This is a genomic window from Amycolatopsis sp. NPDC021455 (assembly GCF_040640995.1).
Taxonomy (GTDB): domain Bacteria; phylum Actinomycetota; class Actinomycetes; order Mycobacteriales; family Pseudonocardiaceae; genus Amycolatopsis.
Genome location: NZ_JBFACT010000022.1, coordinates 61,736 through 87,378, shown reverse-complemented (window position 1 = coordinate 87,378; position 25,643 = coordinate 61,736). Strand labels below are relative to the sequence as shown.

Annotated in this window: 31 protein-coding genes and 1 tRNA gene; 15 read left to right on the top strand and 17 right to left on the bottom strand. The window is 71.4% G+C overall.

Going from position 1 to position 25,643, the window contains the following annotated elements:
• Positions 1 to 79 precede the first annotated feature (79 nt).
• On the bottom strand, positions 80 to 1,699 hold the full coding sequence (locus AB0G28_RS24390; protein ID WP_361093060.1) for a thiamine pyrophosphate-binding protein: 1,620 nt from the start codon (positions 1,697 to 1,699) through the stop codon (positions 80 to 82).
• Complete coding sequence (locus tag AB0G28_RS24385; RefSeq protein WP_361093057.1) at positions 1,696 to 2,469, bottom strand: cyclase family protein; 774 nt, start codon at positions 2,467 to 2,469, stop codon at positions 1,696 to 1,698. The genes AB0G28_RS24390 and AB0G28_RS24385 overlap by 4 nt, the downstream gene beginning before the upstream one ends.
• A gap of 121 nt (positions 2,470 to 2,590) precedes the next feature.
• On the opposite strand from AB0G28_RS24385, the gene AB0G28_RS24380 reads away from it, so the two are divergent.
• The 4 genes from AB0G28_RS24380 to AB0G28_RS24365 all read left to right on the top strand — a co-directional run bounded on the left by AB0G28_RS24380 (position 2,591) and on the right by AB0G28_RS24365 (position 7,891).
• Complete coding sequence (locus AB0G28_RS24380; protein ID WP_361093200.1) at positions 2,591 to 2,986, top strand: GntR family transcriptional regulator; 396 nt, start codon at positions 2,591 to 2,593, stop codon at positions 2,984 to 2,986.
• 12 nt (positions 2,987 to 2,998) lie between these two features.
• Positions 2,999 to 3,883, top strand: a complete 885-nt coding sequence (locus AB0G28_RS24375; protein ID WP_361093054.1) for an ABC transporter ATP-binding protein — start codon at positions 2,999 to 3,001, stop codon at positions 3,881 to 3,883.
• Entirely contained in the window at positions 3,880 to 4,848 is a 969-nt protein-coding gene (locus AB0G28_RS24370) for a transporter (RefSeq protein ID WP_361093051.1), read from the top strand. Before AB0G28_RS24375 ends, AB0G28_RS24370 begins: the two co-directional genes overlap by 4 nt.
• 187 nt (positions 4,849 to 5,035) lie before the next feature.
• Positions 5,036 to 7,891 carry an RICIN domain-containing protein gene (locus AB0G28_RS24365; RefSeq protein WP_361093048.1) on the top strand — a complete coding sequence of 952 codons (2,856 nt, stop codon included), beginning with the start codon at positions 5,036 to 5,038 and terminating at the stop codon, positions 7,889 to 7,891.
• 1 nt (position 7,892) lies between these two features.
• On the opposite strand, the gene AB0G28_RS24360 is transcribed toward AB0G28_RS24365, so the two are convergent.
• Positions 7,893 to 8,747, bottom strand: coding sequence for an SAM-dependent methyltransferase (locus tag AB0G28_RS24360; RefSeq protein ID WP_361093045.1), 855 nt, complete (start codon positions 8,745 to 8,747; stop codon positions 7,893 to 7,895).
• Between the two features lie 85 nt (positions 8,748 to 8,832).
• Complete coding sequence (locus AB0G28_RS24355; RefSeq protein WP_361093042.1) at positions 8,833 to 9,033, bottom strand: hypothetical protein; 201 nt, start codon at positions 9,031 to 9,033, stop codon at positions 8,833 to 8,835.
• A 174-nt stretch (positions 9,034 to 9,207) separates the two neighbouring features.
• On the opposite strand from AB0G28_RS24355, the gene AB0G28_RS24350 reads away from it, so the two are divergent.
• Together AB0G28_RS24350 and AB0G28_RS24345 are read left to right on the top strand one after the other, a co-directional pair.
• A complete protein-coding gene (locus tag AB0G28_RS24350; RefSeq protein WP_361093039.1) occupies positions 9,208 to 9,942 on the top strand; it encodes a TIM barrel protein in 735 nt (244 codons plus the stop codon).
• 17 nt (positions 9,943 to 9,959) lie between these two features.
• Complete coding sequence (locus AB0G28_RS24345; protein WP_361093036.1) at positions 9,960 to 11,042, top strand: Gfo/Idh/MocA family oxidoreductase; 1,083 nt, start codon at positions 9,960 to 9,962, stop codon at positions 11,040 to 11,042.
• On the opposite strand, the gene AB0G28_RS24340 is transcribed toward AB0G28_RS24345, so the two are convergent.
• Positions 11,039 to 11,626, bottom strand: a complete 588-nt coding sequence (locus AB0G28_RS24340) for a TetR/AcrR family transcriptional regulator (protein ID WP_361093033.1) — start codon at positions 11,624 to 11,626, stop codon at positions 11,039 to 11,041. The two genes, AB0G28_RS24345 and AB0G28_RS24340, sit on opposite strands and share 4 nt — an antisense overlap.
• A gap of 123 nt (positions 11,627 to 11,749) precedes the next feature.
• On the opposite strand from AB0G28_RS24340, the gene AB0G28_RS24335 reads away from it, so the two are divergent.
• Both AB0G28_RS24335 and AB0G28_RS24330 read left to right on the top strand, forming a co-directional pair.
• Positions 11,750 to 12,532, top strand: coding sequence for a DeoR/GlpR family DNA-binding transcription regulator (locus AB0G28_RS24335; RefSeq protein WP_361093030.1), 783 nt, complete (start codon positions 11,750 to 11,752; stop codon positions 12,530 to 12,532).
• On the top strand, positions 12,529 to 13,725 hold the full coding sequence (locus AB0G28_RS24330) for an MFS transporter (protein WP_361093027.1): 1,197 nt from the start codon (positions 12,529 to 12,531) through the stop codon (positions 13,723 to 13,725). Before AB0G28_RS24335 ends, AB0G28_RS24330 begins: the two co-directional genes overlap by 4 nt.
• A 10-nt stretch (positions 13,726 to 13,735) precedes the next feature.
• On the opposite strand, the gene AB0G28_RS24325 is transcribed toward AB0G28_RS24330, so the two are convergent.
• Positions 13,736 to 14,722, bottom strand: a complete 987-nt coding sequence (locus tag AB0G28_RS24325; RefSeq protein WP_361093024.1) for a cation diffusion facilitator family transporter — start codon at positions 14,720 to 14,722, stop codon at positions 13,736 to 13,738.
• A gap of 54 nt (positions 14,723 to 14,776) precedes the next feature.
• Here AB0G28_RS24325 and AB0G28_RS24320 point away from each other — a divergent pair, with 54 nt between their 5' ends.
• Positions 14,777 to 15,139, top strand: a complete 363-nt coding sequence (locus AB0G28_RS24320; protein WP_361093021.1) for a metalloregulator ArsR/SmtB family transcription factor — start codon at positions 14,777 to 14,779, stop codon at positions 15,137 to 15,139.
• A gap of 65 nt (positions 15,140 to 15,204) precedes the next feature.
• Positions 15,205 to 15,651, top strand: coding sequence for a nitroreductase family deazaflavin-dependent oxidoreductase (locus tag AB0G28_RS24315; RefSeq protein WP_361093018.1), 447 nt, complete (start codon positions 15,205 to 15,207; stop codon positions 15,649 to 15,651).
• Position 15,652: 1 nt separating this feature from the next.
• Here AB0G28_RS24315 and AB0G28_RS24310 read toward each other — a convergent pair whose 3' ends face one another.
• Both AB0G28_RS24310 and AB0G28_RS24305 read right to left on the bottom strand, forming a co-directional pair.
• Complete coding sequence (locus AB0G28_RS24310; RefSeq protein WP_361093015.1) at positions 15,653 to 16,447, bottom strand: ANTAR domain-containing protein; 795 nt, start codon at positions 16,445 to 16,447, stop codon at positions 15,653 to 15,655.
• A gap of 59 nt (positions 16,448 to 16,506) precedes the next feature.
• On the bottom strand, positions 16,507 to 16,941 hold the full coding sequence (locus AB0G28_RS24305) for an Hsp20/alpha crystallin family protein (RefSeq protein WP_361093012.1): 435 nt from the start codon (positions 16,939 to 16,941) through the stop codon (positions 16,507 to 16,509).
• Positions 16,942 to 17,047: 106 nt separating this feature from the next.
• On the opposite strand from AB0G28_RS24305, the gene AB0G28_RS24300 reads away from it, so the two are divergent.
• From AB0G28_RS24300 to AB0G28_RS24290, 3 genes are read left to right on the top strand one after another with little or no spacing between them, the layout of a single operon-like run.
• Positions 17,048 to 17,647, top strand: a complete 600-nt coding sequence (locus AB0G28_RS24300; protein ID WP_361093009.1) for an HSP18 transcriptional regulator — start codon at positions 17,048 to 17,050, stop codon at positions 17,645 to 17,647.
• Between the two features lie 35 nt (positions 17,648 to 17,682).
• Positions 17,683 to 17,919 (top strand): DUF6480 family protein, encoded by a 237-nt coding sequence (locus tag AB0G28_RS24295; protein WP_361093006.1) that lies wholly within the window; start codon positions 17,683 to 17,685, stop codon positions 17,917 to 17,919.
• Positions 17,920 to 17,948: 29 nt separating this feature from the next.
• Positions 17,949 to 18,128: a hypothetical protein gene (locus AB0G28_RS24290; RefSeq protein ID WP_361093003.1), complete on the top strand. Its 180-nt coding sequence runs from the start codon at positions 17,949 to 17,951 to the stop codon at positions 18,126 to 18,128.
• On the opposite strand, the gene AB0G28_RS24285 is transcribed toward AB0G28_RS24290, so the two are convergent.
• Together AB0G28_RS24285 and AB0G28_RS24280 are read right to left on the bottom strand one after the other, a co-directional pair.
• A complete protein-coding gene (locus AB0G28_RS24285) occupies positions 18,125 to 18,286 on the bottom strand; it encodes a hypothetical protein (protein ID WP_361093000.1) in 162 nt (53 codons plus the stop codon). The two genes, AB0G28_RS24290 and AB0G28_RS24285, sit on opposite strands and share 4 nt — an antisense overlap.
• A gap of 72 nt (positions 18,287 to 18,358) precedes the next feature.
• Positions 18,359 to 19,165 carry a cellulose-binding domain-containing protein gene (locus tag AB0G28_RS24280; RefSeq protein ID WP_361092997.1) on the bottom strand — a complete coding sequence of 269 codons (807 nt, stop codon included), beginning with the start codon at positions 19,163 to 19,165 and terminating at the stop codon, positions 18,359 to 18,361.
• Positions 19,166 to 19,490: 325 nt separating this feature from the next.
• Between AB0G28_RS24280 and AB0G28_RS24275 the strand changes: the two genes are divergently transcribed.
• Positions 19,491 to 19,574, top strand: a tRNA-Leu gene (locus tag AB0G28_RS24275).
• Here AB0G28_RS24275 and AB0G28_RS24270 read toward each other — a convergent pair.
• Genes AB0G28_RS24270 through AB0G28_RS24240 form a run of 7 tightly spaced genes read right to left on the bottom strand, consistent with a single transcriptional unit; the run spans position 19,556 to position 25,106 of the window.
• Positions 19,556 to 21,310: a recombinase family protein gene (locus AB0G28_RS24270; protein ID WP_361092994.1), complete on the bottom strand. Its 1,755-nt coding sequence runs from the start codon at positions 21,308 to 21,310 to the stop codon at positions 19,556 to 19,558. The two genes, AB0G28_RS24275 and AB0G28_RS24270, sit on opposite strands and share 19 nt — an antisense overlap.
• Positions 21,300 to 21,464, bottom strand: coding sequence for a hypothetical protein (locus AB0G28_RS24265; protein ID WP_361092992.1), 165 nt, complete (start codon positions 21,462 to 21,464; stop codon positions 21,300 to 21,302). Before AB0G28_RS24265 ends, AB0G28_RS24270 begins: the two co-directional genes overlap by 11 nt.
• Positions 21,461 to 23,584 carry a cell division protein FtsK gene (locus AB0G28_RS24260; protein WP_361093197.1) on the bottom strand — a complete coding sequence of 708 codons (2,124 nt, stop codon included), beginning with the start codon at positions 23,582 to 23,584 and terminating at the stop codon, positions 21,461 to 21,463. The genes AB0G28_RS24265 and AB0G28_RS24260 overlap by 4 nt, the downstream gene beginning before the upstream one ends.
• Positions 23,577 to 24,275, bottom strand: coding sequence for a hypothetical protein (locus AB0G28_RS24255; protein WP_361092989.1), 699 nt, complete (start codon positions 24,273 to 24,275; stop codon positions 23,577 to 23,579). Before AB0G28_RS24255 ends, AB0G28_RS24260 begins: the two co-directional genes overlap by 8 nt.
• On the bottom strand, positions 24,272 to 24,601 hold the full coding sequence (locus tag AB0G28_RS24250) for a hypothetical protein (RefSeq protein ID WP_361092986.1): 330 nt from the start codon (positions 24,599 to 24,601) through the stop codon (positions 24,272 to 24,274). Before AB0G28_RS24250 ends, AB0G28_RS24255 begins: the two co-directional genes overlap by 4 nt.
• Positions 24,598 to 24,930 (bottom strand): WhiB family transcriptional regulator, encoded by a 333-nt coding sequence (locus AB0G28_RS24245; RefSeq protein WP_361092983.1) that lies wholly within the window; start codon positions 24,928 to 24,930, stop codon positions 24,598 to 24,600. Before AB0G28_RS24245 ends, AB0G28_RS24250 begins: the two co-directional genes overlap by 4 nt.
• Complete coding sequence (locus AB0G28_RS24240; protein ID WP_361092980.1) at positions 24,906 to 25,106, bottom strand: helix-turn-helix domain-containing protein; 201 nt, start codon at positions 25,104 to 25,106, stop codon at positions 24,906 to 24,908. The genes AB0G28_RS24245 and AB0G28_RS24240 overlap by 25 nt, the downstream gene beginning before the upstream one ends.
• 155 nt (positions 25,107 to 25,261) lie before the next feature.
• On the opposite strand from AB0G28_RS24240, the gene AB0G28_RS24235 reads away from it, so the two are divergent.
• A complete protein-coding gene (locus tag AB0G28_RS24235) occupies positions 25,262 to 25,642 on the top strand; it encodes a helix-turn-helix transcriptional regulator (RefSeq protein ID WP_020640049.1) in 381 nt (126 codons plus the stop codon).
• Position 25,643: the final 1 nt, after the last annotated feature.

Below are 25,643 nucleotides of genomic sequence, written 5' to 3'. Positions count from 1 at the left end.
CAGAGATAACCTATTGACCTACGACTATAGGACAACTCGGTCAGCATCCAGCCCCGCCCGGGCCGCTGTCAAGGGCGGGTCAGTGCCGGAACGCCTCCGCCAGCCACCACGAACCGCCGTCGTCGGCGATCTTCGCGTCGATCACCAGGGGCGCGGTGCGCGGTCTCGCGAGCCATTCGCGCACGGCGAAGAGGTCTTCGGCGGACCGGACCGTCACCCCGGCGCAGCCGAAACCGCGGCCGATGGCGGCGAAGTCGGAGTCGGGGAACCGGACCGTGGTCATGTCGGCGTCGCCGAAGTGGTGGATCTCCGCGCCGTAGGCGGCGTCGTTGTAGACGATCACGACCAGCGGCAGGCCGAGCCGGACTGCGGTGTCCAGTTCGGACAGTGCCATGTGGAGCCCGCCGTCGCCGGTGCCGAGCACCGGCAGCCGGTCCGGGCGCGCGAGTGCCGCGCCGATCGCCGTGCCCAGGCCCAGCCCGATGCTCTGGAACGCCTGTGTGAAGCAGAACCCCTGTTCGTCGGGCACCGAGAGGTACGCGCTCGGATAACCCATGAAGTTGCCCGAGTCGATCGAGACGATCCGTTCCGCGGGCAGCAGCTCGTCGAGGAGCTTGCTCAGCGTCCGCGGGTCGATCCGCCCGCCGCGGGAGAGGTCGTCGTGCTCGACGTCGTTCCAGCGCCCGGCCGCGATCCGGGCGGCGACGTCTTTCGTCCGGTAGCCCTCGCGCTCCTGAGCCACGGCGAGGACGTCCGACGCGGTGCAGGCGACGTCGCCGACGACGCCGAGGTCGATGGAGCGGTGTGCGCCGAGGGCTGCCTGCTCGACGTCGACCTGCGCGAGCTTCGCGTGCGGGCTGAGCAGCGACCCGTGGCGCGTGGTCCACATGTTCAGCGCGCACCCCCAGCCGACGACCAGGTCGGCGCCGGTGATCAGCTCGGCGGCCACCGGTGATGAGAACCCGCCCGAGATGCCCAGCGCGAACTCGTCACCGTGGAACAGCCCGTGCGCGACGGCGGACGTCGCCAGCAGCGCTCCGCACCGGGAAGCCAGCGCCCGCAACGGTTCCCGGCTCCCGCGGGCGCCGCGCCCGGCGATGAACACCGGCCGCTCGGCCGCGGCCAGCAGCGCCGCCAGTTCGGCGACCGAACCCGCGTCCGGACGCACGGGCGCGGGGTCCGGAACCGACGGCGGTGCGGGCTGCGCCGTCGCGGGCTGTGCCTGGACGTCGAGGGGCAGGTTCAGCACCACGGTCCGGCGCTGCTGCCGCGCGGTCCGGAAGGCCCGGACCGTGTCGGCGACCGCGCTCTCGGCCGAGTGCACGCGTTCCGGCACCGCGCCGACCGCCGCGGCCAGGCCGTCCTGGTCGACGCGGAAGTTCGACAGCACCGACGCCCCCGCGGAGTCGGCGGCGAGCACGAGCATCGGCGTCCGGCTCTTGGCCGCCTCGGCGATCCCGGTCATGGCGTTGGTCAGCCCGCAGCCCTGGTGCAGCGACAGCACCGACACCTTGCCGCTGACCCGGGCATAGGCGTCGGCCATGCTCGCCGCGCCGCCCTCGTGCCGGGCGGCGACGAACCGGACGCCACCCGCGCGCAGCGCGTTGGTCACCGCGAAGTTGCCGCTGCCCACCACGCCGAACGCCGTCCCGGCGCCGAGGCCGGCGAGGGTGCGGCCGACGACCTCGGCGACGTTCACCGCTCCACCAGCGCCAGCACGCGGGCCGGGCTGCCGGAGCCGCCGACGATCGGCAGCGGCGAGACGACCAGCAGCACGCCGGTCGGCGGCAGCGAAGCCAGGTTCTGCAGCTGGGTGAGGCCGTGCTTGCCCGCGCCCAGCAGGAGTTCGTGGCACGGGAACATCGGCTCGAGCCCGGGTGCCTGGCCCGCGTCGGTGCCGACGGTTTCGACGCCGAGGCCGGCGATCGGCGTTTCCTCGGCGAGCCACCGCGCGCACTCCGGCGAGACGCCCGGCGTGTGCGAGCCGGTTTCGTCGGCGTTGAGGAACTCCTCCTGGTCGCCGCTGCGCGCGTCCCAGCCGGTGCGGTAGAGCAGCCAGCCGCCGTCGGGCAGCGGCCCGTGTTCGGCCGTCCACGCCTGGACGTCGTCGATCGAGAGCAGGAAGTCCGGGTCCTGTGCCGCTTTCGCGGAGAAATCGAGCACGACGGCGGGCGCGACGAGCGACTTCAGTGGCACCTGCGAGACGTCGTGACCGTCCTTTCCGGACACCCAGTGCACCGGGACGTCGAGGTGGGTGCCGGTGTGCTCGCCGGTGTGGATGTCGTTCCAGTACCACCGCGGGCCGCGCTCGTCGTAACGGCTGATCTCCTCCAGCCGGAACGGGATGGTGTTGGCGAACGGCTCCGGCAGCCGCAGAACCGGCGTGCTCGAGCTCAGGGGAGCGGTGAGGTCGACGATCTCGATCGCGCCGCCGGCGATCGCCTTGCCGAGCCCGTCCAACAACGACATGCCTGCCTCCCGGTGCCGGTGTGAGTCCCGGACGAGACCCTATGCCCGCCCGCGCCTGCTTGACAGTCCCGCGTTCGAGGGTGTTGTCTTAATGTCGTAAGACAATAGGAGGGTGGGCAGGGTGATCGAGTTCGTCCTCGACGGCCGCTCGCGGGTAGCCACGTACATGCAGCTCGTCGTGCAGGTGAAGCAGGCGCTGCGGGTCGGCCTGCTGCGTCCCGGCGACCAGCTGCCGAAGGTGCGCGAAGTGGCCCAGCAGCTGGCGATCAACCCGAACACCGTGCTCAAGGCCTATCGCGAGCTGGTGCTGGAAGGGCTGGCCGAGGGCAGGCCGGGGGTGGGCACGTTCGTCACCGGCAGCCTGGCCGGCCCGTCCTTGGGCAATCAGGCGCGGCTGCGGGACGAGCTGGTGGCGTGGCTGGAGCGCGCCGAGGCCGCGGGCATGTCGGCCGACGACATCGCGGCACTGATCGAGACCACGATCCGCGGCACCCGGGTGCCGCACGAACTGGGGTAGGGAGTCCGGAAAATGGAGCTGGCGCTGGAAGCCCGCGCGCTGGGCAAGCGGTACGGGCGCGCCTGGGCGTTGCGGGACTGCGCGCTGGAGGTGCCCGCCGGGCGGATCGTCGCGCTGGTGGGCCCGAACGGGGCGGGCAAGACGACGTTGCTGCACCTGGCCGTCGGGCTGCTGCGGCCCGACGCGGGCGAGGTGCGCGTGTTCGGGCGTGACCCGCGGTCCGTGCTCGCCGACATCGGGTTCGTCGCGCAGGACACCCCGCTGTACCGGGACTTCACCGCGGCCGAGCTGATCACCATGGGCGGCAAGCTCAACCGCCGGCGCTGGGACGCCGCGCTGGCCCGCGAACGGCTCGCCCGGCTCGGCATCCCGCCGGACAGGCCGGTCGGCAAGCTGTCGGGCGGCCAGCGGGCCCAGGTCGCACTGGCGCTCGCCCTGGCCAAGCGCCCCCGGCTGCTCCTGCTCGACGAGCCCATCGCGAGCCTCGACCCCCTCGCCCGCCGTGAGTTCATGCAGGCACTGATGGGCGCGGTCGCCGACAGTGAGACGACGGTGCTGCTGTCCTCCCACCTGCTCGCCGACCTCGAACGGACCTGCGACCACCTGGTCGTCCTGCGGGCGTCGCGCGTCCGGCTGACCGGCGCGGTCGAGGACCTGCTCGACGCGCACCGCACGCTCGTCGGCCCGCGGGCGGGCAGCGAGTCCATCGCCGGGGTGGCGGACGTGGTCCGGGCGAGCCACACCGAACGCCAGTCGACGCTGCTGGTCCGCCGCGGCGACGGCCCGATCGATCCACTGTGGACGGAGCACGAAGTGACGCTGGAAGACGTGGTGCTGGCCCACCTCGACGACGCCGGCGCCCGGGTGAGCGCGGCCGCGTGGGAGGTGCCGGCATGATCTGGCTGACCTGGCGCCAGCACCGCAAGCAGGCGCTGTTCACCCTCGGCGCGCTGGTCGCGCTGGCCGCGGTCATGGTGCCCACCGGCCTGGCCATGCACGCGAAGTACGACAGCCTCGGCCTGCCCGCCTGCCGGGCCGCGCTCGGCAGCGCGTCGATGATCACGCAGACCGAAGCGGTGGCGCGCTGCGAAAGCCTGGGGCACCAGTTCGAGCAGCAGTTCAGCGGGCTGACCTTCGTCGCCGTCCTGTTCGTCGTCCTCCCGGTGCTGGTCGGCGTGTTCTTCGGCGCGCCGCTGGTCGCCCGCGAGGTCGAACAGGGCACCCACCGGCTCGTGTGGACCCAGGGCGTCAGCCGCCTGCACTGGGCGCTGGTGAAGTTCGGCCTGCTCGGCGCGATCACCGTCGTGCTGGCGATCGGGTACGCGCTGGGCGTGTCGTGGTGGTTCCAGCCACTGGTCACCGCGACCAGCGGACGGCTCGCGTACGTCGCGTTCGACGTCCAAGGGCTGGTCCCGGTCGCGTACACGCTCTTCGCGCTCGCTCTCGGCGTTTTCGCGGGGACGTACTGGCGGAAGATGCTGCCCGCCATGGGAATCGCGCTCGTCGGCTTCGCGGTGGTCCGCGTGGCGATCGAGGTCCTGGCCCGGCCGCGATACCTTGCGGCACGGACCCTCTCGTTCCCGCCGGGAGGACAGACGCCGAATCCGGCGGCGGGCGATTGGGTCCTCGAGAACGGCGTCCGCAACGCCGCGGGCGAGCTGGTGCTGCCGGGCGCGCAGATCGGCCCCTGTCCGGCCGGCGGCTGCGGCAACACCGGGGCCGGACCGGGCGCCTACAACTGGCTGCGGTACCAGCCGGGCGACCGGTTCTGGACCTTCCAGGGCATCGAGACCGGGATCTTCGTGCTCCTGACGGCGGCGCTGGTCTTCTTCGCCTTCCGCCGTCTCCGCACCATCGCCTGACCCGAACGCCCCAATGTGGCGTTGGTTGCGTTGGACGCACCCAATGTGGCGTTCGGTGCGTCCAACGCACCGAACGCCACATTGGGGCGCTTGGGGCCCTGCGGCGAACGGCGGATTTACAACGTTGTATCAGCCGGTGTAGAACTGGCTTTTACAACGTTGTAAAGACGAGCGGAGGCTGGTCGCCGTGTCGCTGAGCCGCAGGCAGTTCGTCGCCGGAGCCGTCGCCGCCAGCCTGTTGACCGGGGCGAACACCCCGGCAGCCGGGGCCGCCGTGCTGCGCTGCCGGAAGGTCGCGCCCGCGAAGGGCGGGCTGTACACGCCGAACGCCGCGCCGCTGAAACCGGCCGCCTTCCTCCGGCTCCCGCCCGGCGCGGTCACCGCCCGCGGCTGGCTCGCCGGGCAGCTGCGGCTGCAGCTCGACGGCCTGTGCGGGCACTACCCGGAGACGTCGCGCTACCTGAACTTCGCCACCAGCGGCTGGGTGCACCCCGAAGGCGAGGGCTGGGAAGAGGTGCCGTACTGGCTGCGCGGCTACGTCGACCTGGCGGTGGTGACCCGTGACGCGACGGCGCTGGCGACGGCCCGCCGCTGGATCGACGCCATCCTCGCCACCCAGCAGGCCGACGGGTTCTTCGGCCCGGTCATGCTGCGGACCAAGCTGAACGGCGGTCCGGACTTCTGGCCCTACCTGCCGCTGCTGCAAGCGCTGCGCTCCTGGCAGGAGTACACCGGCGACGCAAGGATCGTCCCGTTCATGACCCGGTTCCTCCGGTACATGAACGCCCAGGGCAAGAGCGCCTTCGACTCCAGCTGGGTGTCCGTCCGCTGGGGCGACGGGCTCGACAGCGTCTTCTGGCTCTACAACCGCACCGGCGACGCCTTCCTGCTCGCCCTCGCCGACAAGATCCACGCCTACGGCGCGAACTGGGTCGGGAACCTGCCGAGCCTGCACAACGTCAACGTCGCCCAGGGGTTCCGCGAGCCGGCGCAGTACGCGCTGCGCTCCGGCGCCGCGTCCCTGACCGAGGCCACCTACTCGGACTACGCCACGATCATGGCGGCCTACGGCCAGTTCGCCGGCGGCGGGTTCGCCGGCGACGAGAACGCGCGGCCCGGCTTCGGCGATCCGCGGCAGGGCTTCGAAACGTGCGGGATCGTCGAGTTCATGGCCAGCCACCAGCTGCTCACCCGGCTGACCGGCGACCCGGTGTGGGCCGACCGCTGCGAGGACCTCGCGTTCAACTCCCTGCCCGCCGCGCTCGACCCGGCCGGCCGCGCGGTGCACTACATCACCAGCGCGAACAGCGTCGACCTCGACGACGTGCCGAAGAGCGAAGGCCAGTTCCAGAACACCTTCCCGATGCAGGCCTACCTGCCGGGTGTGGAGCAGTACCGCTGCTGCCCGCACAACTACGGCATGGGCTGGCCGTACTTCACCGAAGAGCTGTGGCTCGCCACGCCGGACAACGGGCTCGCGGCGGCGATGTACGCGGCCAGCAGCGTGACGGCGAAGGTCGCGGGCGGTACCTCCGTGACCGTCACGGAGGACACCGACTACCCGTTCTCCGAGCGGATCACCTTCACCGTCCGCACGCCACGGCGGCTCGCGTTCCCGCTGTACCTGCGGATCCCGGCCTGGTGCACGGCGCCACGGCTCACCGTGGCCGGCGCGCCGGTGACGGCCCCGGCCGGGCCGTCCTTCACGAAGATCGACCGGACGTGGACGGACGGCGACGTCGTCACGCTCACGCTGCCGCAGCGCACGACGACGCGGACATGGCAGGCGAACCACGACTCGCTGTCCGTCGACCACGGCCCGCTGACGTACTCGCTGAAGATCGGCGAGAACTACGAGCGGCTCGGCGGAACCGCGCAGTTCCCGGAGTACGCCGTGCACGCGACGACGCCGTGGAACTACGGGCTGACCACCGATGCCGCGCTGACCTTCTCCGCGGCCAGTGGGCCGCTGCCGGCCAACCCGTTCACCCCGGACACCGTCCCGGTCAAGATCGCCGCGTCCGTACGGAAGATCGCCGAATGGACCACGGACGACCAGAACGTCGTGATGCCGCTGCAGCCCTCACCGGCCCGCAGCGAAGCCCCGGTCGAGACGGTCACACTGATCCCGATGGGCGCCGCCCGGCTCCGCGTGTCGTCGTTCCCGACGGCCGCGCCGGACGGGCACCCGTGGCTGCCGGGCGGTGGCGGCGCGGGCTTCCGGATCGTGAACCGCAACTCCGGCAAGGTGCTCGGCGTCGACGGGATGTCCACGACGGACAGTGCACGGGTGGTCCAGTTCGCCGACAACGGTACCGACGACCACCTCTGGCACCTGGTCCCGAACGGCGACGGCTGGTACCGGATCCGCAACCACCACTCCGGGAAGGTGCTCGGCGTGGACCGGATGTCCACCGCGGACAGTGCGCTGGTGGTGCAGTTCACCGACAACGGCACCGCGGACCACCTGTGGCAGCCGGTCGACAACGGCGACGGCTGGTGGCGGCTGAAGAACCGCAACTCCGGCAAGGTGCTGGGCGTCGACGGCATGTCCACAGCGGACAGTGCCCAGGTGGTGCAGTTCGCCGACAACGGGTCCGTGGACCACCTGTGGCGGCTGGTGCCGGACGGCCGGGTGCGGATCGAGAACCGGAACTCGGCCAAGGTCCTCGGTGTCGACCGGATGTCGACCGGCGACAGCGCCCGCGTCGTCCAGTTCGCCGACAACGGCACGGCCGACCACCTGTGGAGCTTCGAGCCGACGGCGGACGGCTGGTTCCTGATCCGCAACGCGAACTCGGGCAAGGTGCTGGGCGTGGACGGGATGTCCACTGCGGACAGTGCGCTGGTGGTGCAGTTCACCGACAACGGTTCCGCGGACCACGAGTGGCGGCTGCGTGACGACGGGAGTGGCTGGTTCCGGATCGTGAACCGCAACTCCGGCAAGGTGCTCGGCGTCGACGGGATGTCCACAGCGGACAGTGCGCAGGTCGTGCAGTTCGCCGACAGCGGGACCGCGGACCACCTGTGGCGGCTGCGGTAGCCTACGGCTTGCGGCCGACGACCCCGGCGACGCAGCGGGCCGAGCCGCTCAGCGGCGTCAGCCGGGGACCGTCCGGCCACCACTCGTCGCACACTGCCAGGCCCGGCTCGGACGTCGCGTTCGGCTGGATCAGCTCGAGGCCGTCCATCATCGCCTCGATCTCCGCGCGGGTGCGGAAGCGGCCGGCGCCGAGCGGACCCTGGACGAGGATCTGCTCGATGCGCTTGGCGATCTCGGTCAGCTCCGGCACCTCGGGGTCGAAGAAGTGCGACAGCACGACGTAGGAACCCGACGGCAGCGCGTCGATGTACTCGCGCATGACGTCGACCGCGCCGTCGCCTTCGAAGTGGTGCATCGTGCCGACGTGCAGCAGCGCGACCGGCTCCGTGAAGTCGATGTGCCGCACCACGTCGGGGTGACCCATGACCTCCTGCGGCTTGAAGATGTCCGCCTCGACCATGTGGGTGAAATCGTTTTCGACGAGCAGCGCGCGGCCGTGCGCGAGCACCACCGGGTCGTTGTCGATGTAGACGACCGTGTTGTCCTTGTCGATGCGCTGCACGATCTGGTGGGTGTTCTCCGCCGTCGGCAGCCCGGACCCGCAGTCGACGTACTGCCGGATCTTCGTCTGGTTCGCCAGCATCCGCAGCGCGCGGTTGTGGAACCCGCGATTGCCGCGCGCGATGTCCACCGCTTCCGGGACCGCCGTGCGGATCTTCTCCATCACCACGCGGTCGACTTCGTAGAAGTTGTTGCCGCCGAGGAACCCGTCGTAGATGCGCGCGATGCTCGGGCGGTCGGGGTCGACCCCCACCGGCTTCTGGCTCGGGGACAGCGCGGGCGGAGTGTCGGACATGGCGACCTCGCAGGACTTCGGCGTGCGGCGTTGGGCCACCCAGAGTAGTAGGCCGCGTCCGGGCGGTAAACGCGAGGTCGCCCGTTCAGCCGCTCGGGCGGAGCCGCTGGTCCGGAATGTCGTCATAGGCCCGGAGACGCTGGGCCCGTTCCCGGCGCAGGCGTTCCAGGTGCTGTTCGATCCGGCGGTCGAGGTCCCGCGCGGCTTCGGACAGCTCCGTCAGGTCGCGGCGGACCGCCGGGTGGCCGAAGGCCGGCGTGTCCGTTTCGTCCCCTGCCCTGTCCACTTGCCGCACCTCCCGGCTCGGTCCTCGGGTTCGCCTCTTCGGGTTACTGCCCCATCGGCCGCTCGCCAAAACCGTGCTCGCCGAAACACGGCTCCTGGTGAGAATTCCGACCAGGTGGTAGGAATTGAGGGACAGCCGTGGCGGGCGGCCGCCACCGTGACCTCAGGAGCCGGGATGAGCCTGCTTTCCGTGCAGCTGTATTCGGTCCGCGACGCCTTCGCGGCCGATCCCGCCGACACCCTGCGGCGGCTCGCCGCGATCGGCTTCACGCAGGTCGAGCCGTACGGCGTCGTCGAAAACCTCGAAGCCCTGCGCTCCGGCCTGCCCGCGAACGGCCTCACCGCGCCGACCGCGCACGCCCGGCTGATCGGCGCCGACCAGGCGGCCGTGTTCTCGGCCGCGGCCGAGCTGGGCATCGGCCTGGTGATCGACCCGCTGGTCCCGCCGGAGCGGTGGCAGGACCCGGCCGACATCGCGGCCACGGCGGAGGCGCTCAACGCCGCCGCCAAGCTCGCGGCCGAGCACGGCGTCCGCGTCGGCTACCACAACCACTGGTGGGAGCTGGCGTCCCGGATCGACGGCCGCAGCGCGTTCGAGGTGTTCGCCGACCGGCTCGACCCGGCCGTGGCCCTGGAGGTCGACACCTACTGGGCGACCGCCGGCGGCGAGGACGCGGCCGCCCTGCTGCGGCGCCTCGGCGACCGCGTCCGCGCGATCCACGTCAAGGACGGCGGGCTCGCCACCGACGCCACCGGCCAGGTCCCGGCCGGGCAGGGTCGGGTCCCGGTCGCCGAAGTGCTCGCCGCCGCGCCGGACGCGCTGCGCGTGGTCGAGTTCGACGCCTTCGACGGCGACCTCTTCGAAGCCCTCGCCGCCAGCCACGCCTTCCTGACCGGCGCCGTCCGGTGACCGGCGGTCCGGTCGGCGTGGGGATCGTCGGCGCCGGCACCATCAGCGGCACCTACCTCGAGAACCTCACGAGCTTCCCGGACGTCCGGGTGCTGCGGGTCGCCGACCTCGACACCGATCGCGCGGCGGCGCAGGCGGCGAAGTTCGGCGTGCCGCGTTCGGGCACGGTGGCCGAGCTGTTCGGCGACGCCGACGTCGAGCTGGTGGTCAACCTGACCCTCCCGGCGTCGCACGTCGAGGTCGGGCTCGCCGCGCTGGACGCGGGCAAGCACGTCTGGGCGGAGAAGCCCCTCGCGCTCGACCGCCAGACCGGCCGCAAGCTGCTGGATCGCGCGCGGGAGAAGAACCTGCGCGTGGCCAGTGCCCCCGACACCGTCCTCGGCGCGGGGCTGCAGACCGCGCGCCGAGCCGTCGACTCGGGCCGGGTCGGCCGCCCCCTGACCGCACTGGCTCTGTTCCAGGTCCCCGGTCCGGAGAACTGGCACCCGGCCCCGGAGTTCCTGTTCCAGGCCGGTGGTGGGCCGTTGCTCGACATGGGCCCGTACTACCTGACGACGCTGGTGCACCTGCTGGGCCCGATCCGGCGCGTCACCGGGGCCGGCGGGCGGGCGCGGGAAACCCGTGTCATCGGATCCGGTCCCCGCGCCGGGACCGCGTTTCCGGTGACGGTGCCGACCACGGTCACCGCGCTCGTGGAGTTCGAGGCGGGCAGCTCCGCCCAGCTCGTGCTGAGCTTCGATTCGGCGCTGCGGCGGGTCGGGTTCGTCGAGCTGACCGGCACGCTCGGCACCGCCGTGCTGCCGGACCCCAACCGGTTCGACGGCCCGACGCGGCTGTACCGGCCCGGGGACGACCAGCCGGAAGAGCTGCCGCCCGATGGGCACGCGGCTTCGCGGGGCACCGGCACGCTGGAACTGGCCAGGGCGATCCGGGCCGGCGTGCCCGAACGCGCGTCGGGCGAGCTGGCCTACCACGTGCTCGACGCGATGCTGGCGATCGAAGAGTCCTTGACCCGCCGGCAGTCCGTGGAGGTCGGCAGCACCACCGCCGTCCCGCCCGCCCTGCCGGCGGGCTGGGACCCGTACGCGAAGACCCTCTAGAGCGGGATGGTGAGCACGTTCTGCAGGTAACCGCGCAGGGAGCCGACCAGGTCCACGTCGCCGGGCGTGGTCAGCCATTGCACCTGCAGCCCGTCCATCAGCGCGATGAACGTCAGCGCCGCCATCCCGGGTTCGACGCCCGCCCGCAGCTCGCCGCGGGCGGCGAGGGCCGCGAACGACTCGTGCACGCCGTCGCGCGCCGCTCGGTAGTGGCGCACGAAGTATTCGTGCGCCGGGTGTTCCGGGGCGACCGCTTCGGCGGCCAGCCGCGAGTAGAGGTCGACGATGCCGGGGTGGCGGACGTTGTGCTCGGCGAGGGCGACGAAGTGGCGCAGGACGTCCAGCCCGGGCGGCACCGTCAGCTGTTCCCGCTCGGAGTCCTCGGCGTCCCGCCGTTCCAGGACGGCGGCGAGCAGGGCCTCCTTGGTGGGGAAGTGGTAGAGGAGGCCGGCGTGCGAAATCCCGACGCGCTTGGCGATCGCGCGGAGGGACGAGCCGTGGTAGCCGAGTTCGCCGTACGCCGCGGCGGCCGCCGTGATGATGTCCTCGCGGCGGATCCGGCCCTTCAGGTAGCCCCCGGTCACGGGGTCGCGATCGTCTCGGCGGCGCGCACGGCCCCATCATGCCGTACCGCGCGTTCGCACAATCTGCGTGATCGTACGAACAATTCGGTTGTGCGAAATGGTCCTGCTTGCGAGCATCGCGGGGTGAAGAGCGCGGAACGGCACCGGGTCATCGTCGAGCGGCTCCGCGCCGCCGACCAGGTCGGCGTCGCCGAGCTGGCGGAGGCGACCGGCGCGTCGGAGATGACCGTCCGGCGTGATCTCGACCAGCTGGCTTCCCGGGGCGTGCTCCGGCGCGTGCACGGTGGGGCCGTCCCGGCGTCGCCGTCGGGGATCGAACCGCCGTTCGCCGCCCGCGCGACGGCGGCGCTCGCGGCGAAGCGGGCGATCGCGGTGGCGGCGGCCGAGCTGATCCGCGACGGCGAGACGATCGTGCTCGACAGCGGCACCACCGCGCTGGAACTGGCGCGGCTGCTGCGCGGGCGCACGATCACGGTGATGCCGCTTTCCCTGCACGCGGCCCGCGAACTGGCCGACGCGCCCGGCGTCCGGCTGCTGCTGCCCGGCGGCGAGCCGCGGCCGGGGGAGCAGGCCCTGACGGGGCCGCTGACGCTGGCGTCGCTGCGGGCGCTGCGGTTCGACGTCGCGGTGCTGAGCCCGTGCGCGTTCGACGTCGAATCGGGGCTCACCGCCTTCGACCTGGGCGACGCCGAGGTCAAGCAGCAGGCCCTGGCCGTCGCGGCCCGCGCGATCGTGCTCGCCGACGGCGCCAAGTGGGGCCGCGCCGCGCTCGCCCACGTCTGCCCCGCCGACCGACCGGACGTGGTGATCACCGATCCGGGCGCGCCCGACGACCAGCGCGCCGCGCTGGCCGAACGCGGTGTGCTCGTGCACGTCGCCGTCCCCACCCCCACGGAGAGCCGATGACGACCGCTCCGCCCCGCCCGCGCGCCGCCCGGTTCGCGACCTTCATGTTCTTCGGCCTCAACGGGTTCGGCATGGGCATGTGGGTGGTGCACATCCCGAACGTCGAGCGCGCGACCGGCATCTCGCACAGCACACTGGGCGCGCTGCTGCTGGTGCTCGGCGGCGCCGCGTTCGCCGGCATGCAGGTGGCGGGGCCGCTCGTCGACCGGCTCGGTCACCGGCGGCTGGTGCCCGCCGCCGGGATCTTCCTCGGCCTCGCGCTGTGCGGCCCCGGGTTCGCGAACTCCTGGTGGACGCTGGGGCTCGCGCTCGCGCTGTTCGGCTTCGGCAACGGCGCCATCGACGTCGGCATGAACGCGCACGCCGTCGTGGTCGAGCGCGCCTACCCGCGCCCGATCATGGCGGCCTTCCACGCGATGTGGTCGATCGGCGGCGCGCTCGCCGCGGTCATCGGCGCGGCCACGCTCGGCGCGGGCGTGCCCACCGGCGTCACCCTCACCTGCACCGGCGCGCTGTGCCTGCTGCTTTCCCTGGCCTCCGCGCGGTTCCTGATGGAGTCGTCCGACGCGCCGGAGCCGGCGGACTCGCCCGAGACGCCGCAGCCGGTGCGCCGCCGTACCCCGGGCAAGACGGTGTGGCTGCTCGGCCTGCTGGCCCTGGCGCTGATGCTCTCGGAGGGCGTGGCGAACGACTGGGCCGCGCTGCACATGGAAAAGGTGCTCGGCACGTCGGCGTCCACCGCGGCCTTGGCGTACGGCGCGTTCGCCGTCGCGATGACGACCGGCCGGTTCCTGACCGACCGCGTCGCGGCCTGGGCCGGCCCGGCGGCGATCGTCCGCTACGGCGCGACCTTGGCGGCGCTCGGCCTGACGACGGCCGCGGCGGCCCCGTGGGTACCGCTTTCCCTGGTGGGCTGGGCACTGTTCGGCCTCGGCCTCTCGGGCGGCGTCCCGCAGCTGTTCACCGCGGCGGGCAACCTGGACACCCGGGCCTCGGGCGCGTTGATGGCCCGCGTCGTCGGCCTGGGCTACGTCGGCCTGCTGGCGGGTCCGGCCCTCATCGGCGGGCTGACGCGGTGGATGCCGCTGAACCTCACCTTCGCGGTGCCCGTGGTGCTGTGCGTGCTGGCCGCGGTGTTCGCCGGGGTGCTGAGCCCGAAGCCGGAGCCGGTGGAGCAGCCCGTCTGCTCGTGAAGGGCGTCGCTCACCGGTGGTGGGCGACGGTTTCGTGCGCCCGGTCGGCCCCGGTGGCCGGTTCGGTGTGGACCACGACGGCGGTCAAGCGGGGGATCGTGTGCAGCAGCCGGTGTTCCACCTCGTGGGCCAGCGCGTGGGCGGCTTCGACCGTCAGGTCCGCCGCGACCGTGACCGCGAGTTCGGCCCGCAGGTGGTGCCCGATCCAGCGCATCCGCAGGTCTCGGGCGGCCAGCACGCCTTCGACGTCGCGGGCCGTGCGCTCGGCCAGCTCGACCGACGCCGGGTCGACGGCGTCCAGCAGCCGCCGGAACACCTCCTTCGCCGCGTCGCGCAGGACGAAGAGGATGGCGGCGGTGATCCCGAGCCCGACGATCGGATCCGCGAATGGGAAGCCGAAGGCGACGCCGGCCGCGCCCGCGACGACGGCCAGCGACGTGAAGCCGTCCGTGCGGGCGTGCAGCCCGTCGGCGACCAGGGCGGCCGAGCCGATTTCGCGCCCGACCGAGATCCGGTACCGCGCGACGAGTTCGTTGCCGGCGAAGCCGATCAGCCCGGCCGCGGCGATCACCCACGGGTATCCGACCGGCCGCGGGTCGAACAGCCGCGCCACGGATTCGTACCCGGCGATCGCTCCCGAAGCCGCGACGACCAGCACGACGACCACGCCGGCGAGATCCTCGGCCCGGCCGAGCCCGTAGGTGTAGCGGCGGGTCGCCGCGCGTCGGCCGAGCAGGAAGGCGATGCCGAGCGGGACGGCGGTCAGCGCGTCGGCGAAGTTGTGGATCGTGTCGCCCAGCAGCGCCACCGACCCGGTCACCAGGACGAGCGCAAGCTGCGCGAGGGCGGTGACGAACAGCGCGGCGAAGGACCACACGAGGGCGCGCACCCCGCGCCGGCTGGTTTCGAGGGCGTGGTCGACGCGGTCGGCGCTGTCGTGGCTGTGCGGGCGCCACCGGGAGTGGCGGTGCCCGTGGCCGTGTCCGTGTCCGGTCATGGGAGTGAGTCTATCTGCGCAAGCACGCAGATACGCAAGTAGTAAGGTACGCCCATGCACGCCTCGCTGCCGGAGTTCGACATGCCCACCGAAGAGCAGGTCCACCTGGCCGCGGAGTCGTTCCGGCTGCTGGCCGACCCCACCCGGATCAAGGTGCTTTGGGCGCTGCTGCAGGGCGAGTCGTCGGTGGCCTGCCTGGCCGAGCTGGCGGGCGCGGCCCCGACGGCGGTCAGCCAGCACCTGGCGAAGCTCCGCCTGGCGGGCCTGGTGAGGGGCCGCCGCGAAGGCACGTTCGTCTACTATTCGGCGGCCGACGACCACGTGCGCGGCCTGCTGGCCCAGGCGCTGCACCACGCGGACCACGTGGACCGCGAGATCACCTCGGCCGAGCACTCGCACCACCCGCGGAGCAGCTGACCCGCGCAACCAAGTGCGAAGTTCAGATCATATGAGTTCCATATGATCTGGTGTACCGTCGAGGCATGACAACAGCGCAGAGCTACCGCCGGATGGTCAACGCCGGCAACAAGATCGTCGTGGGACTGCAGCGGCTCGGCGTCGCCTTCGGGCCGATGCGGCTGCTCACTGTGCCTGGACGGCGCACCGGCGTCCCGCGCACCTTCCCGATCGCGGTCGTCCCCGTCGACGGCGACCACTACATCGTCCAGGCCTATCCGAAGGCGGCCTGGGTGGCGAACGTGCGGGCCGCGGGCGAGGTGACGCTGACCCGTGGCCGGCGCTCGTCCACCGCGCGGCTGGTCGAGCTGCCGGTCGAGGAGCGGCGGCCCGTCCTGCGCAAGCTGGTGGAGACGAGCCCGCCGAGCGTGGGGAAGCGGTTCGTCACGACCGGCCTCGCGGAAGCGCCGACGCCGGACGGGGTCGCGGCGGCGGCCGGCCGCATCGCGGTCTTCCGCGTCGAACGAGCCTGAGTCAGTTTCGCGCCGGACGGGCTCCTTCGAGCGCGCGCAGCACCCGCTTGGCGGCACGACGCGCGAGCGGGCCGGGGCGGATCGCCCGGTCGCCGTCCGGCTGGGGCGCCGGTACGCCGGCGACCAGTTCGACCAGCGCGACGGCGAGCTCGCGCACCTTGACGTTGAACTCCTGGCTCGCCCGTCGCAGCGTGACCCAGGCTTCGTCGGAGCCGCAGCGGCGCAGGGCGATGACGATGCCCTTGGCCTCCTCCAGCGCGGCCCGCGACTGCAGGAGGTCCAGCATCTGTCCGGTCCGGTCCGGCCGGGCCGCTTCGGCGACGGCCAGTGCCATCGCGGCCAGCCTTTCGTGGCGCCGCAACACGTTCACCGTCTCCTGGGTAGCGGGACGGTCGAGCACCACGGACAGCACCAGGCTTCCCCCGGCGTCCCAGACCGTCGGCACGGCCGCGACACCGCGTACGCGGGGCCAGTCCGCCGCGAGGTCGGGGTGGTGCTCGATGAGGCCGCTCAACGTCAGTGCGGGCCAGCGTTCGTCGGCGAAGACGTCGGCGGTCACCACCGGCTCGCCCGTGCCGCCGGCGGTCGGGACCGGGCCGCCGAGGCCGTCCAGCTGGGCGGGGACGAAGGTGGCCGAAAGCCCGTGGCCGGCCGCCACGTGCAGCGGGCCGCCGCGGTGGTGCACGGACACCGCCGCGCCGAGGGCGCCCGGCACGTCGGCGGCGATCCGTTCCAGCAGCTCTTCCAGCAACGCGGTCACCGGGGCCGGCTCGCCGGTCATGGTTCTTCCGGTCAACGCAACCCTCCTCGGCGCCGTGCGGGTGGGGCCGCGCTCGCGGCCCCACCTCGGGCGGGTCAGGCCTTGATCTCCTTGCGTTCGCCGGTGCCGGCGATTTCGATGCGCCGCGGCTTGGCCTTTTCGGCGACCGGGATGCGCAGGGTCAGCACGCCGGCCTCGTAGCCGGCGGTGATGTGCTCGGTGTCCAGGGTGTCGCCGAGGAACAGCTGGCGGGAGAACACGCCCAGCGGCCGTTCGGAGACCTGCATCCGGACGTCGTCACCGGTCGGCAGGGGCCGTCGCTCGGCCTTGACGGTGAGGACGTTGCGCTCGACGTCCAGCTCGATCGCGCCGGGATCGACACCGGGCAGGTCGAAGCAGACCACGAACTCGTCGCCCGCGCGGTAGGCGTCCATGGGCATCACGGACGGCTTCGACCACGTACCGGGAGCGCCGAAGACCTGCTGGGCGAAGCGGTCGAGGTCGCGGAACGGGTCGGTGCGCATCAACATGGGGATCCACCTCCTGGTGCTCGACGACTCTGGTGTCAACACGCGGTTCTGTTCTAGCATGTCGTCAAAACGATGACAAGAGACAGGTCGTCGAAAGGATGACGTGATGGAAGGGACGGATCCCGCCGGCGCGCTGCGCCGGCTCCAGGAGGTGGTCGAGGCCGCCCGGGCGGGCTCGGCGGACCAGGCCCAGTTGCTGACCGCGTTGTCCGGGCTTCGCCTGCTGCGCGAGGAACTCGCGGGCTGGGAACCGGAGCTGATCACCGCCGCGAGGGCGGCCGGCGCGAGCTGGGTGGCGCTGGCGCCGGCGCTGGGCGTCGCGAGCCGCCAGGCCGCGGAACGGCGTTATCTGCGGCTGCAGCCGTCGCACACGGGTGAGAAAACGGGCGAGGCGCGGGTCGACGCGGAGCGTGACCGGCGGGCGGGCGACCGGGCCGTCGCGGACTGGGCGCGGCGCAACTCCGCCATCCTGCGCCAGCTCGCCGGCCGGGTGAGCGCGCTCGACGGCCTCGGGCCGGCGGCCCAGGAGAGCGCCGACCGCATCGGCGCGGCCCTCGGCCACGACGACCCGGCGAGGCTGCTCCCGCCGCTGGCCGCCGCGCGGCCGCACCTGACCGGCGCCCTGGCCGAGCAGCTCGGGGAAATCTCGGCCCACACCGACCGGCTCCGCCGCGACGCCGCCGGGAACCGCCGCTCGCGCGAGTGAGTTTGCCCGGCGCCCGGCCGGGCACCCGCCGTGACATGACTGCCGAACCGCCGGATCCGGACCCCCGCAGGACCCCCGACCTGGAAGCCGGCGGCGGTGTGCCGCCGGGCAGCACGCCGCCGGACTCGGCCCAGACGTCGGGGCTGTCGCACCCGCAGCCGATGCCGTCGAAGGCCATGCCGGTGTTGTGGCTGGTCCTCACCGGAGTGCTGGTGCTGATGGTCGCCGCGCTGGTCGTCGCGCTCGCCTTGGGCTGGCTGCGAGGTGTCTGAGACGGCGCCAGCGCGGGTATCCGGCGAGCATGGCACGTGACGAGATCGCCGAGCGGGCCGAGACCCGCGCCGAACTGCTGCCCGAAGAGCAGGCCGTCGACAGCGCGGACCCGGAAGGCCAGGCACGCGAGGTGCTGCGCGGCTCCGACCGCCGCACCGAGCACCCGGAAGCGACGCTGGGGCGCCGCCGCCCCGAGGAAACGACCTAGTCGCCGCCGCGGAAGTTCTCCTGCGAACCGGGATGGCCGGGTCGCGCTTTGGCGTCCTCGTCCTCGAGCGGCCCGTCGGGCTCGTCGCGCCGGGGCGGATCGTCGACGGTATTGCCGCTCGAGTCCTGCTCGCCGGTCTCGTGGTGGGGCTCCGACATGGTTCCTCCCGCGGGTAGCCGATCCCTGGCGGCTACCCGCGAGCGGCGGGCGTCAACCGCGGCGCCGCCGGATCAGACGACGTCGCAGCGGGCGTCGCCGAGGGTGAACCCGGTGGCCGGCGGGTTGCCGCGGTCGAAAGAGCCGTTGAAGCCGATGTCGATGGTCGCCCCCGGGGCGAAGGTGAGGTTGTAGGAGACGGCTTTCATGGTGACCCGTGAGCCGCTCTGCGAGAAGTCGCCGTTCCAGCTGTGCGTGACCCGCTGGCCGGCGGTGAAGGTCCACGCGGCAGTCCACGGCGAGAGCGCCTCGCTGCCGGTGTTGGTGACGTAGACGTTCGCGGTGAAGCCGTTGTTCCACTGGTCGGTCACGGCGTAGTGCACGGTGCACGAGGCGGTCCGAACGGGCGGAGGCGCGGCGGCCTGGCTGGAGGTCTTGGGCGGCGGCGCGGCCGACGACGTCGCCGAGGTCTCGCTCTGCCGCAGCACGGTCGGCACCGGCGCCGGGCTGGAACTGGACATCGGCGTGCTGGACACGGCCTGCGGAGTCGTGGTCGCGGGGGCGAGCGGATCGGGCGCGAGCGCGGTCTGCCGAGCGGGCGAGCTCTCGGAGGTGACGGCGATGATGACAAGACTGGCAAGAACGACAACGGCCCCACAGACGGCGGTGACCCACCGAATCCGCCGCCCGGCCCGCTGCTGAGCGGCGGCGGCCTCACGCGCCCGCTGTTCGAGCCGTTCCCGGTAACCCTCACCGGTGTCGTCTTCACGAACGCGCAGGGTGGGAACGGACCCCTCAAGTGAGCGAGGAACAGCCCCGGTCTCCCGAAGAAGCGCATCAACGGAGAACGGATCATCCTCCCGCCGGCCGGCGCGCGCCATACCGGAACCTCCAGTTCCCCTGAGGGCGCTCGAACGCGCTGGCTTGCCCGGCGAATCCTAGGAAGCGGAGGCGGTCTTGTAAACCGTTTGGACGGACGTGAAGGCCGGGCTGGTTCGCCCGCCCAGCCGAGCCCGCGGCGGCGACGCCCACCGCCGGGTCCGGCTGAGGCGTTCCAGGCGTGGGCTCGGGGTGTTTGCCGAGGTCAGGGCGCTGAATCGGTACGGGAGGCGGGAAGCCGGCCGATCTTGCCAGAGGAGCCGCAGACGTCGATCCGCACCCCCCTGAACGACGGGGTCGGGTGGCCGTATACTCTTTCTTCAGCAGGTCCGAGTGGCGGAATGGCAGACGCGCTAGCTTGAGGTGCTAGTGCCCTTAACGGGCGTGGGGGTTCAAGTCCCCCCTCGGACACACGCACTATCTACACCCGGGCTGGTCGTCGCATAGACGGCCAGCTCTTTTGGTTCGTAGCGTAACTCCAGGTTCAACGCGCGGTACAGGCGGCTCAGCCCGGCCGTGGTTCCATCGGCCAGCGTTCCGCAGACGTCGCCGAGCTGATCAATCCTCGCGTAGACCTCGGCGCGGCTTACCATCGAGTCGGCTGGAACGCTCTCGATCTGCGCTTTCGCGGCGGCTCGTTCGGCTTGTGCCTGGTTGATCGGGTCGACGAGTGCTTCGGGCTCGACGCCGGCCGCGATCGCGGCCTGGTATCGCTGAAGCCTCGCCTCTGCGTCCGCCAGCCGGTTTCGTGCAGCTTCGAGCGGACCACCGCCCGCCTGGCTGCCCTCCGACCCGAGTAGCGCGGCGGCCGTCCGGTCGCGGTTGTCCGGGTGGAACAACTCGTGAAGCCATCCGTTGAGCGCCTCGACGACCACGCCTTCGCGCAGATTGACCGTCTTCGGGTGATCCGCCAGCTTCATGGAGCCGGGCGCCATGGTCCGCGAGGTACAGCGGTAGTACGCGCCCTTCCTGATCGTCGCGCCTTGCATCTTCCGGCCGCACACTCCACATCGGACCAGCCCACGCAGCAGATACGACCGGGCGGTCTTCCGAGCGCCCCGTTCGGCATTACGCGCCGTCTTCAAGCCGCCCGCCGACTTCGATCGGCGCAAGAGCTGTGCCTGCGTGAAGGTCTCTACGGAGACGATCGCCGGATGTGCCTGCTCGCGTGACCGCACAATCCGATCCGGCGCCGCGCGCTTGAAGCGCACGACGTGACCCGCGGCAACGTCCTCCGGGTCAAGCAACGTCTCGTGCTTCGTCCAGCGCCCGAAGATGGCGTAGCCGGTGTATCGCGGGTTATCGAGGATCGCTCGTACGGAGCTTCCTTGCCAGCCGTCGGCAAGCCGGTGCCGATTCTGGTCCGGCCGATGCGCAGAGGGACAAGGAATGCCGTCCCGGTTGAGCAGGTTGGCGATCGCTCGATCGCCGTTGCCGTCAAGGTACTCGGCGAAGATCCGGCGCACCACGTCCGCCGTCGCATCGTCGATCGCCAGCGCTCGCAGCTTGAACCCTTCGGCCGCCTTCCGCGGATTCGGATGAGGCCCACTATCGACGACGACGTAGCCGTACGGCGCCCGGCCGCCCTGGTGACGCCCTTCGTTGATCACCTGCGCGTCCATTGCCGCCCGGACGCGCGCCTGAACGTGCTGCCGCTCGGACTCGCTCATCCCGCCGAGCACGCTCATGAGCATCTTGTGCGACGGGTTCCGCGGGTCGTACTTCCCACCCAGTTCCGGCACCCACAGATCAACCCCGTAGGCGGCGAACTTCGGCGCGATGAGTGAGAACTGGTTGCCGAACCAGCACCGCGTGCCCTCGCCGACGACGATCGCGTCCCATCCGCGGCGCGGGTTCTTCAGCTCGGCGAGCAGTCGCGCGCCGTCGGTTCGCCGTTCCCACGGGACGGACCGTGACTGCCCTACGTCGAAGAACTCCGCCACGATCTGCCCGCCGAGCGGTTCGACGAACTTGCGTGCGTTCCCGAACTGCCAGCCGCGGGACGTCTCCGGGTCCTGGTTGTCCTCGGTCGAGCACCGGCCGTAGCCCGCCAGGTTCCCGATTCCGTCGTCCACCACGTCGGCGACCTCAAGGCCCAGGATGTCGTCCAGCGTCGCCCACGGGTCGCTGATGATTTCAGCTGTCACGGTTTACCTCCTCCACCGGCGCGTCCAGCACCGGCACCTCAGTAACCTCGATCAGAACGGCCAGCAATGCGCGCGCGACGGCAGGCGTCAACTCAGGCAATCCCGCAGGTAGGATAACCCGGACCTGCGGCTCTTCGGAACGAGCGGCGCTCATGGCTCGCCGTCCTTGTCTGCCGCCTCCGTGCCAGTGGTAGCGCGGTCGACGGCGTTCCTGATTTCAGCCGTCAGGTATCCGCGTACCTGCCGAATCTCGCCGTCCTCGCTGGTCACCCGGTCGCGCGTCGGCCGGCATCCCAGGTCGGTCATCTCCTGCGAGAACGCCTTCCGGTCGATCTCCAGGGCGTCGAGTAGTTCGGCCGTCGGCACGAATTCCCGGCCGTCCGGGCCCAGGTCATCGCCCAGGTACTCGACAAGCGAGGCGAGCAACTGGGGCAGCTGAACCGAGTCAACAGGATGACTTGCACCGATTGCCTTGACGGCCGCAGCGTGGTCGAGCACCGGTGTCGCGTCCTGCCCGGCCGCGTGCCCGGTCAAGGTCCCGGCCGCCTCGCGCAGGGCCCGGCCCTGCTCGCAGATGGTCCTCCAGTCCTCGTTCGGCATGTAGTAGGTCCGGACCGTCATCGCCAGCACGTCGGCCCCGGCCGCCGTGTCGCCGTCCGGCCGCAGGATGCCCACGCCCTTGTGCGAGGGCAGCAGCCGGGACGAGTCGAACCCACGCGTGTTCATCTGCTCGCCGAGCACGATGTTCGAGTCGCGCCAGTCCATCACCCGCAGGGCGAACCGCGACCCGAGCACCGCCCGCAGCCCGGACGGGATGGTCTTCGAGTCCGGCCGCTGCGTGGCGAGCACGAGCACGATCCCGGCGGCTGGTCCCTTCTTCGCCAGCCACGTCAGCAGCTCGCCGACGTACTCACCCGCAGGAAGCTTCTTTCCTTGAACGTCAACGGGTGTGCGGTCTTCCAAGGGAACTTGGACCTCATCGATGAAGATCGCCGTAATCGGCATGTCCAGCGCCTTGTCGCGGGACATCTCCGGCGTGACCTTCGACTCCGGGCACGTCAGGTCGTCCAGGTCGCGCATCCGCCGGAACCGCGTCTGAACTTCGCCTACCAGCTCGATCAGCCAGTCCACGAGCGCCAGGACGTGTTCGGGCTCGTCGCCGGACATGAAGCGGTGAGCCACCAGGCCGGCCGCGTCCCAGTCCTTCCCGGCTTTGAAGTCCGCGACGTACAGCCGCACCCACGCGTCCAGGATGAGTCCAGCCGCCGCGAGCCGGGCGGCAAAGGTCTTGCCCTGTCGCGGAATCGCACCCACAAGCAGCGACGTCCACACCAGCGGAAGGTCGATCCGCCGGTCCCGGGCGTCCCGTCCGAAGGGGATCGGCCGCCAAGCGTCCCATTGCGTCACGCCGAGCAGCGGCGTCCGCAGCGGCGGCGAGCTGTACGGGTCTTCGTCGGCGACCCACATCGACACTCGGCCGGCGTGTCCGCCATTGCCCCGGACGCGTTCCACAATGAGCTGTACCTCATCGACGGCGAGCGCCGACGCGAGCGCGTCCCGGTTCTTCACCACGTCGGCCGCCTTGCGCGTGGCCGGAAGGTCGACGGTGACCGCCCAGCCGTCTCCGACGCGCGTCGCACGTTCGACGAGCCGCAACGTCTCGTCCTTGCCGATCAGCTTCGCGTCGCGGAACGCGTCAACCAGGACCTGCGGGTCCATCGTCCACGTCAACGTCCGTGGCCCGGCGAGCGCTGGCTTACGGCCAGGACTGCCATCCTTCCTGCGCCCGAGGATCGCGAGCGCCACTGAGGCAGCAGCTCCGCCGATCCACAAAGGATCGGTTCCGTAGACGAGATCGACGATCGCGACTGCCACGGCGACAACGACCACGACGGCACCGGTGACCTTCCACCGGAACAACGTCAGCGCCCGGATCTCCGTGAACTTGTCGGCAAGCTTCTCCGACTCCTCGGCGGCCGTCCGGTAGTCCCGGACGGTCACCCAACCGCGCCACCACCGCGCGCCGACCACGGCGCCACGCACCACGGCACCGAGGAACCGCAACGGCGAGAGGACCAGCCACACCACGGCATCCTTGAGTGCTTGCCTTGCCTGAGGCTTGCTCTTGAGCCACAACGGCACGCGCGGCGAGTGCAGCCACCACAACACGAAGCGATTCCTCTTCGGTGCGCGCGGACGCGGCTGCGGCAACGTGTCGTCGACCAGCTCGCCGTCGAGTACGGGATCGGCCTTGACCGGCAACGAGTCAGTCATGGGCCACCTCCGCCCGCAGCGCCCGCGCCAGCCGGGGCGACAGGCCACGCGAGCACCCGGTAGCCCGCCGCATCCACGCCGGCGTGATCTCGATATCCGGCGTCCAGCTCTCGCGGGCGATCGCGAGGTAATCAGCGAACAACACGCGCCGACCGGGTTTCACGGGCTCCTCGTGTGCGGGAGGCCGTTGAGCAGCAACCAGCACGGCATCGGTCAGCTTGTCCCGCAGATCGGTGATCGCCTCGACGGCGACGAACACGACCAGGGGCGGCACAGAGTGCAGCACGATCGATGCAGCCTCCCCGGCCGCGAACGACGTCCAGGTGTTCATGACGTAGGTGGCAGCAAGCGTGAACCACTTCGCCCGCCGCACCCACACGCCCGTCCGGACCTGGTACCGCGCGGTGACCTGCTCGGCCCGCAGGATCGCCAGCAGAACAAGCGAGACAGTCGGGTCCAGCACCCACGCGGCGAGCCAGGGCAGCGAGCCTGGCCGTGTCCCGGTAGCCGCGAAGCCCTGGACGTTGGTCATGGTGAAGGCGAGTCCGAGCACGATCCCGGACCAGCACATCCAATCGACCTGCCGCCGGACGCGCTCGATCCGCAGCGCCACGACGTCCGGATCGGTCTGATAGGCGCGCACCTCCGCGGCTTCAGCCGCGTCCTGCGCGAGCCGTTGCGCCCGATTCATCGCCGACCACCCCGCTTCGAGGTGTCGACAGTGGTCACGGTCATCGCGCGGGTCAGCGCATACGACGCGAAGAGCGCCGGGAGACCGAGCACGGCGAACAACAGCCACCGGTTGCCCGGATGAGCGATCACCACCCACTGAACGGCGACGATCAGCCCCGTGTTGAACAGCACCCGCCCGACCAGCGACACGAGCCGCGCGCCGCTCCGAGCGGCTTCGGCGGCGGCCTTCGCCCGGCGAGCCCCGGCCCGCCAGGCCCAGAACAGCACGAGCAGCACGCCGACACCGGCGAGAATCTGCGTGGGCGTCACGGTGAGTCCGTTCATCGCGCACCCCGCTCGAACCGCTCGCCGCGTCGGAGCCAGTGCGGGTGCAGCGCGCGCCGGTCGTCGTCGGTCATCGCGCCCCAGACGCCGACCGTCTCGACGCCGGCCGTCCGAAGCTCCAGTTCAAGGCACTCGTCCTGGACCGGGCAGCCGCCGCACAACAGTTTGGCGAACTCGCGGTCATCGCGAGCGTCCGGCGGACCGGCTTCCGACGGCGTCATGCAGGCTCCATCGCTGGTCACGACGTCGCGCAGGACATCAGTGGGCACCCACCGCAGGCGATCCAACCGCCATGCGACGCCGATCAGCCAGAGGTCGTCGGCTTCCATGCCGCACCTCCGTCCTGAAGGGCCTTGGCCAGCTCGGTGGACGAGACGCGCAACCCGGAGCGGCAGAGGGTGGCGCGGAGCATGCCAGTCCGGATCGCCCGGCTGACGGTGTTGCGGGAGACGCCGAGAATCCACGCGGACTCGGGAATGGTGTGAAAGGTCGTTTTGGTGTTCATGAGAGAACCGTTCTGTTGATTTCAATACTATGTTGTTGATTTCAGCTCTTCGTCGGACGTGTTTGTCCGACGCGCCGCAGGCAATGCGCTATGCGGCGTGGAGAAAGCTCGACGAACCGCTAATCTCGGCGCTGAGGCGGAGCGCGGAGGAATACGTGACGGAGGACTGGGCGGCAGTCGCCAAGGCGATCAACATGCGGGTGAACGAACTCGGCTGGCGACAACGCGAGCTGGCCGAGCGGTCGCACGTGTCGCAGGCGATCGTGCGCGAACTCCAGCACCACACGGTGGAGCGCCGTCGGAGCGCGCGGACGCTCGAAGCTTTGTCCACGACCCTGGGCTGGCACCCGCAACATCTGCTGGCCGTGCTGCAGAACCGCACGCCGCCGCACCCGGACGAGCCAGCCGACGACGGCCATGAACTGTGGTCCCGGCTGGACGCGCTCGAACAGCGATTGGCCGAGATCACCGACCGGCTGGAGGACGTCCAAACGAGCCTTGCGACCGTGGTCGAGCACGTGAAGCCGAAGCGTTAGC

Excerpts from the sequence above, each read along its gene's own strand:
- AB0G28_RS24385 (WP_361093057.1), bottom strand. The coding sequence starts at position 2,469 with ATGTCGTTGTTGGACGGGCTCGGCAAGGCGATCGCCGGCGGCGCGATC.
- AB0G28_RS24375 (WP_361093054.1), top strand. The coding sequence starts at position 2,999 with ATGGAGCTGGCGCTGGAAGCCCGCGCGCTGGGCAAGCGGTACGGGCGC.
- AB0G28_RS24370 (WP_361093051.1), top strand. The coding sequence starts at position 3,880 with ATGATCTGGCTGACCTGGCGCCAGCACCGCAAGCAGGCGCTGTTCACC.
- AB0G28_RS24360 (WP_361093045.1), bottom strand. The coding sequence starts at position 8,747 with ATGTCCGACACTCCGCCCGCGCTGTCCCCGAGCCAGAAGCCGGTGGGG.
- AB0G28_RS24350 (WP_361093039.1), top strand. The coding sequence starts at position 9,208 with ATGAGCCTGCTTTCCGTGCAGCTGTATTCGGTCCGCGACGCCTTCGCG.
- AB0G28_RS24330 (WP_361093027.1), top strand. The coding sequence starts at position 12,529 with ATGACGACCGCTCCGCCCCGCCCGCGCGCCGCCCGGTTCGCGACCTTC.
- AB0G28_RS24325 (WP_361093024.1), bottom strand. The coding sequence starts at position 14,722 with ATGACCGGACACGGACACGGCCACGGGCACCGCCACTCCCGGTGGCGC.
- AB0G28_RS24320 (WP_361093021.1), top strand. The coding sequence starts at position 14,777 with ATGCACGCCTCGCTGCCGGAGTTCGACATGCCCACCGAAGAGCAGGTC.
- AB0G28_RS24315 (WP_361093018.1), top strand. The coding sequence starts at position 15,205 with ATGACAACAGCGCAGAGCTACCGCCGGATGGTCAACGCCGGCAACAAG.
- AB0G28_RS24305 (WP_361093012.1), bottom strand. The coding sequence starts at position 16,941 with ATGTTGATGCGCACCGACCCGTTCCGCGACCTCGACCGCTTCGCCCAG.
- AB0G28_RS24300 (WP_361093009.1), top strand. The coding sequence starts at position 17,048 with ATGGAAGGGACGGATCCCGCCGGCGCGCTGCGCCGGCTCCAGGAGGTG.
- AB0G28_RS24295 (WP_361093006.1), top strand. The coding sequence starts at position 17,683 with ATGACTGCCGAACCGCCGGATCCGGACCCCCGCAGGACCCCCGACCTG.
- AB0G28_RS24290 (WP_361093003.1), top strand. The coding sequence starts at position 17,949 with ATGGCACGTGACGAGATCGCCGAGCGGGCCGAGACCCGCGCCGAACTG.
- AB0G28_RS24285 (WP_361093000.1), bottom strand. The coding sequence starts at position 18,286 with ATGTCGGAGCCCCACCACGAGACCGGCGAGCAGGACTCGAGCGGCAAT.
- AB0G28_RS24280 (WP_361092997.1), bottom strand. The coding sequence starts at position 19,165 with ATGGCGCGCGCCGGCCGGCGGGAGGATGATCCGTTCTCCGTTGATGCG.
- AB0G28_RS24265 (WP_361092992.1), bottom strand. The coding sequence starts at position 21,464 with ATGAGCGCCGCTCGTTCCGAAGAGCCGCAGGTCCGGGTTATCCTACCT.
- AB0G28_RS24260 (WP_361093197.1), bottom strand. The coding sequence starts at position 23,584 with ATGACTGACTCGTTGCCGGTCAAGGCCGATCCCGTACTCGACGGCGAG.
- AB0G28_RS24255 (WP_361092989.1), bottom strand. The coding sequence starts at position 24,275 with ATGAATCGGGCGCAACGGCTCGCGCAGGACGCGGCTGAAGCCGCGGAG.
- AB0G28_RS24250 (WP_361092986.1), bottom strand. The coding sequence starts at position 24,601 with ATGAACGGACTCACCGTGACGCCCACGCAGATTCTCGCCGGTGTCGGC.
- AB0G28_RS24245 (WP_361092983.1), bottom strand. The coding sequence starts at position 24,930 with ATGGAAGCCGACGACCTCTGGCTGATCGGCGTCGCATGGCGGTTGGAT.
- AB0G28_RS24240 (WP_361092980.1), bottom strand. The coding sequence starts at position 25,106 with ATGAACACCAAAACGACCTTTCACACCATTCCCGAGTCCGCGTGGATT.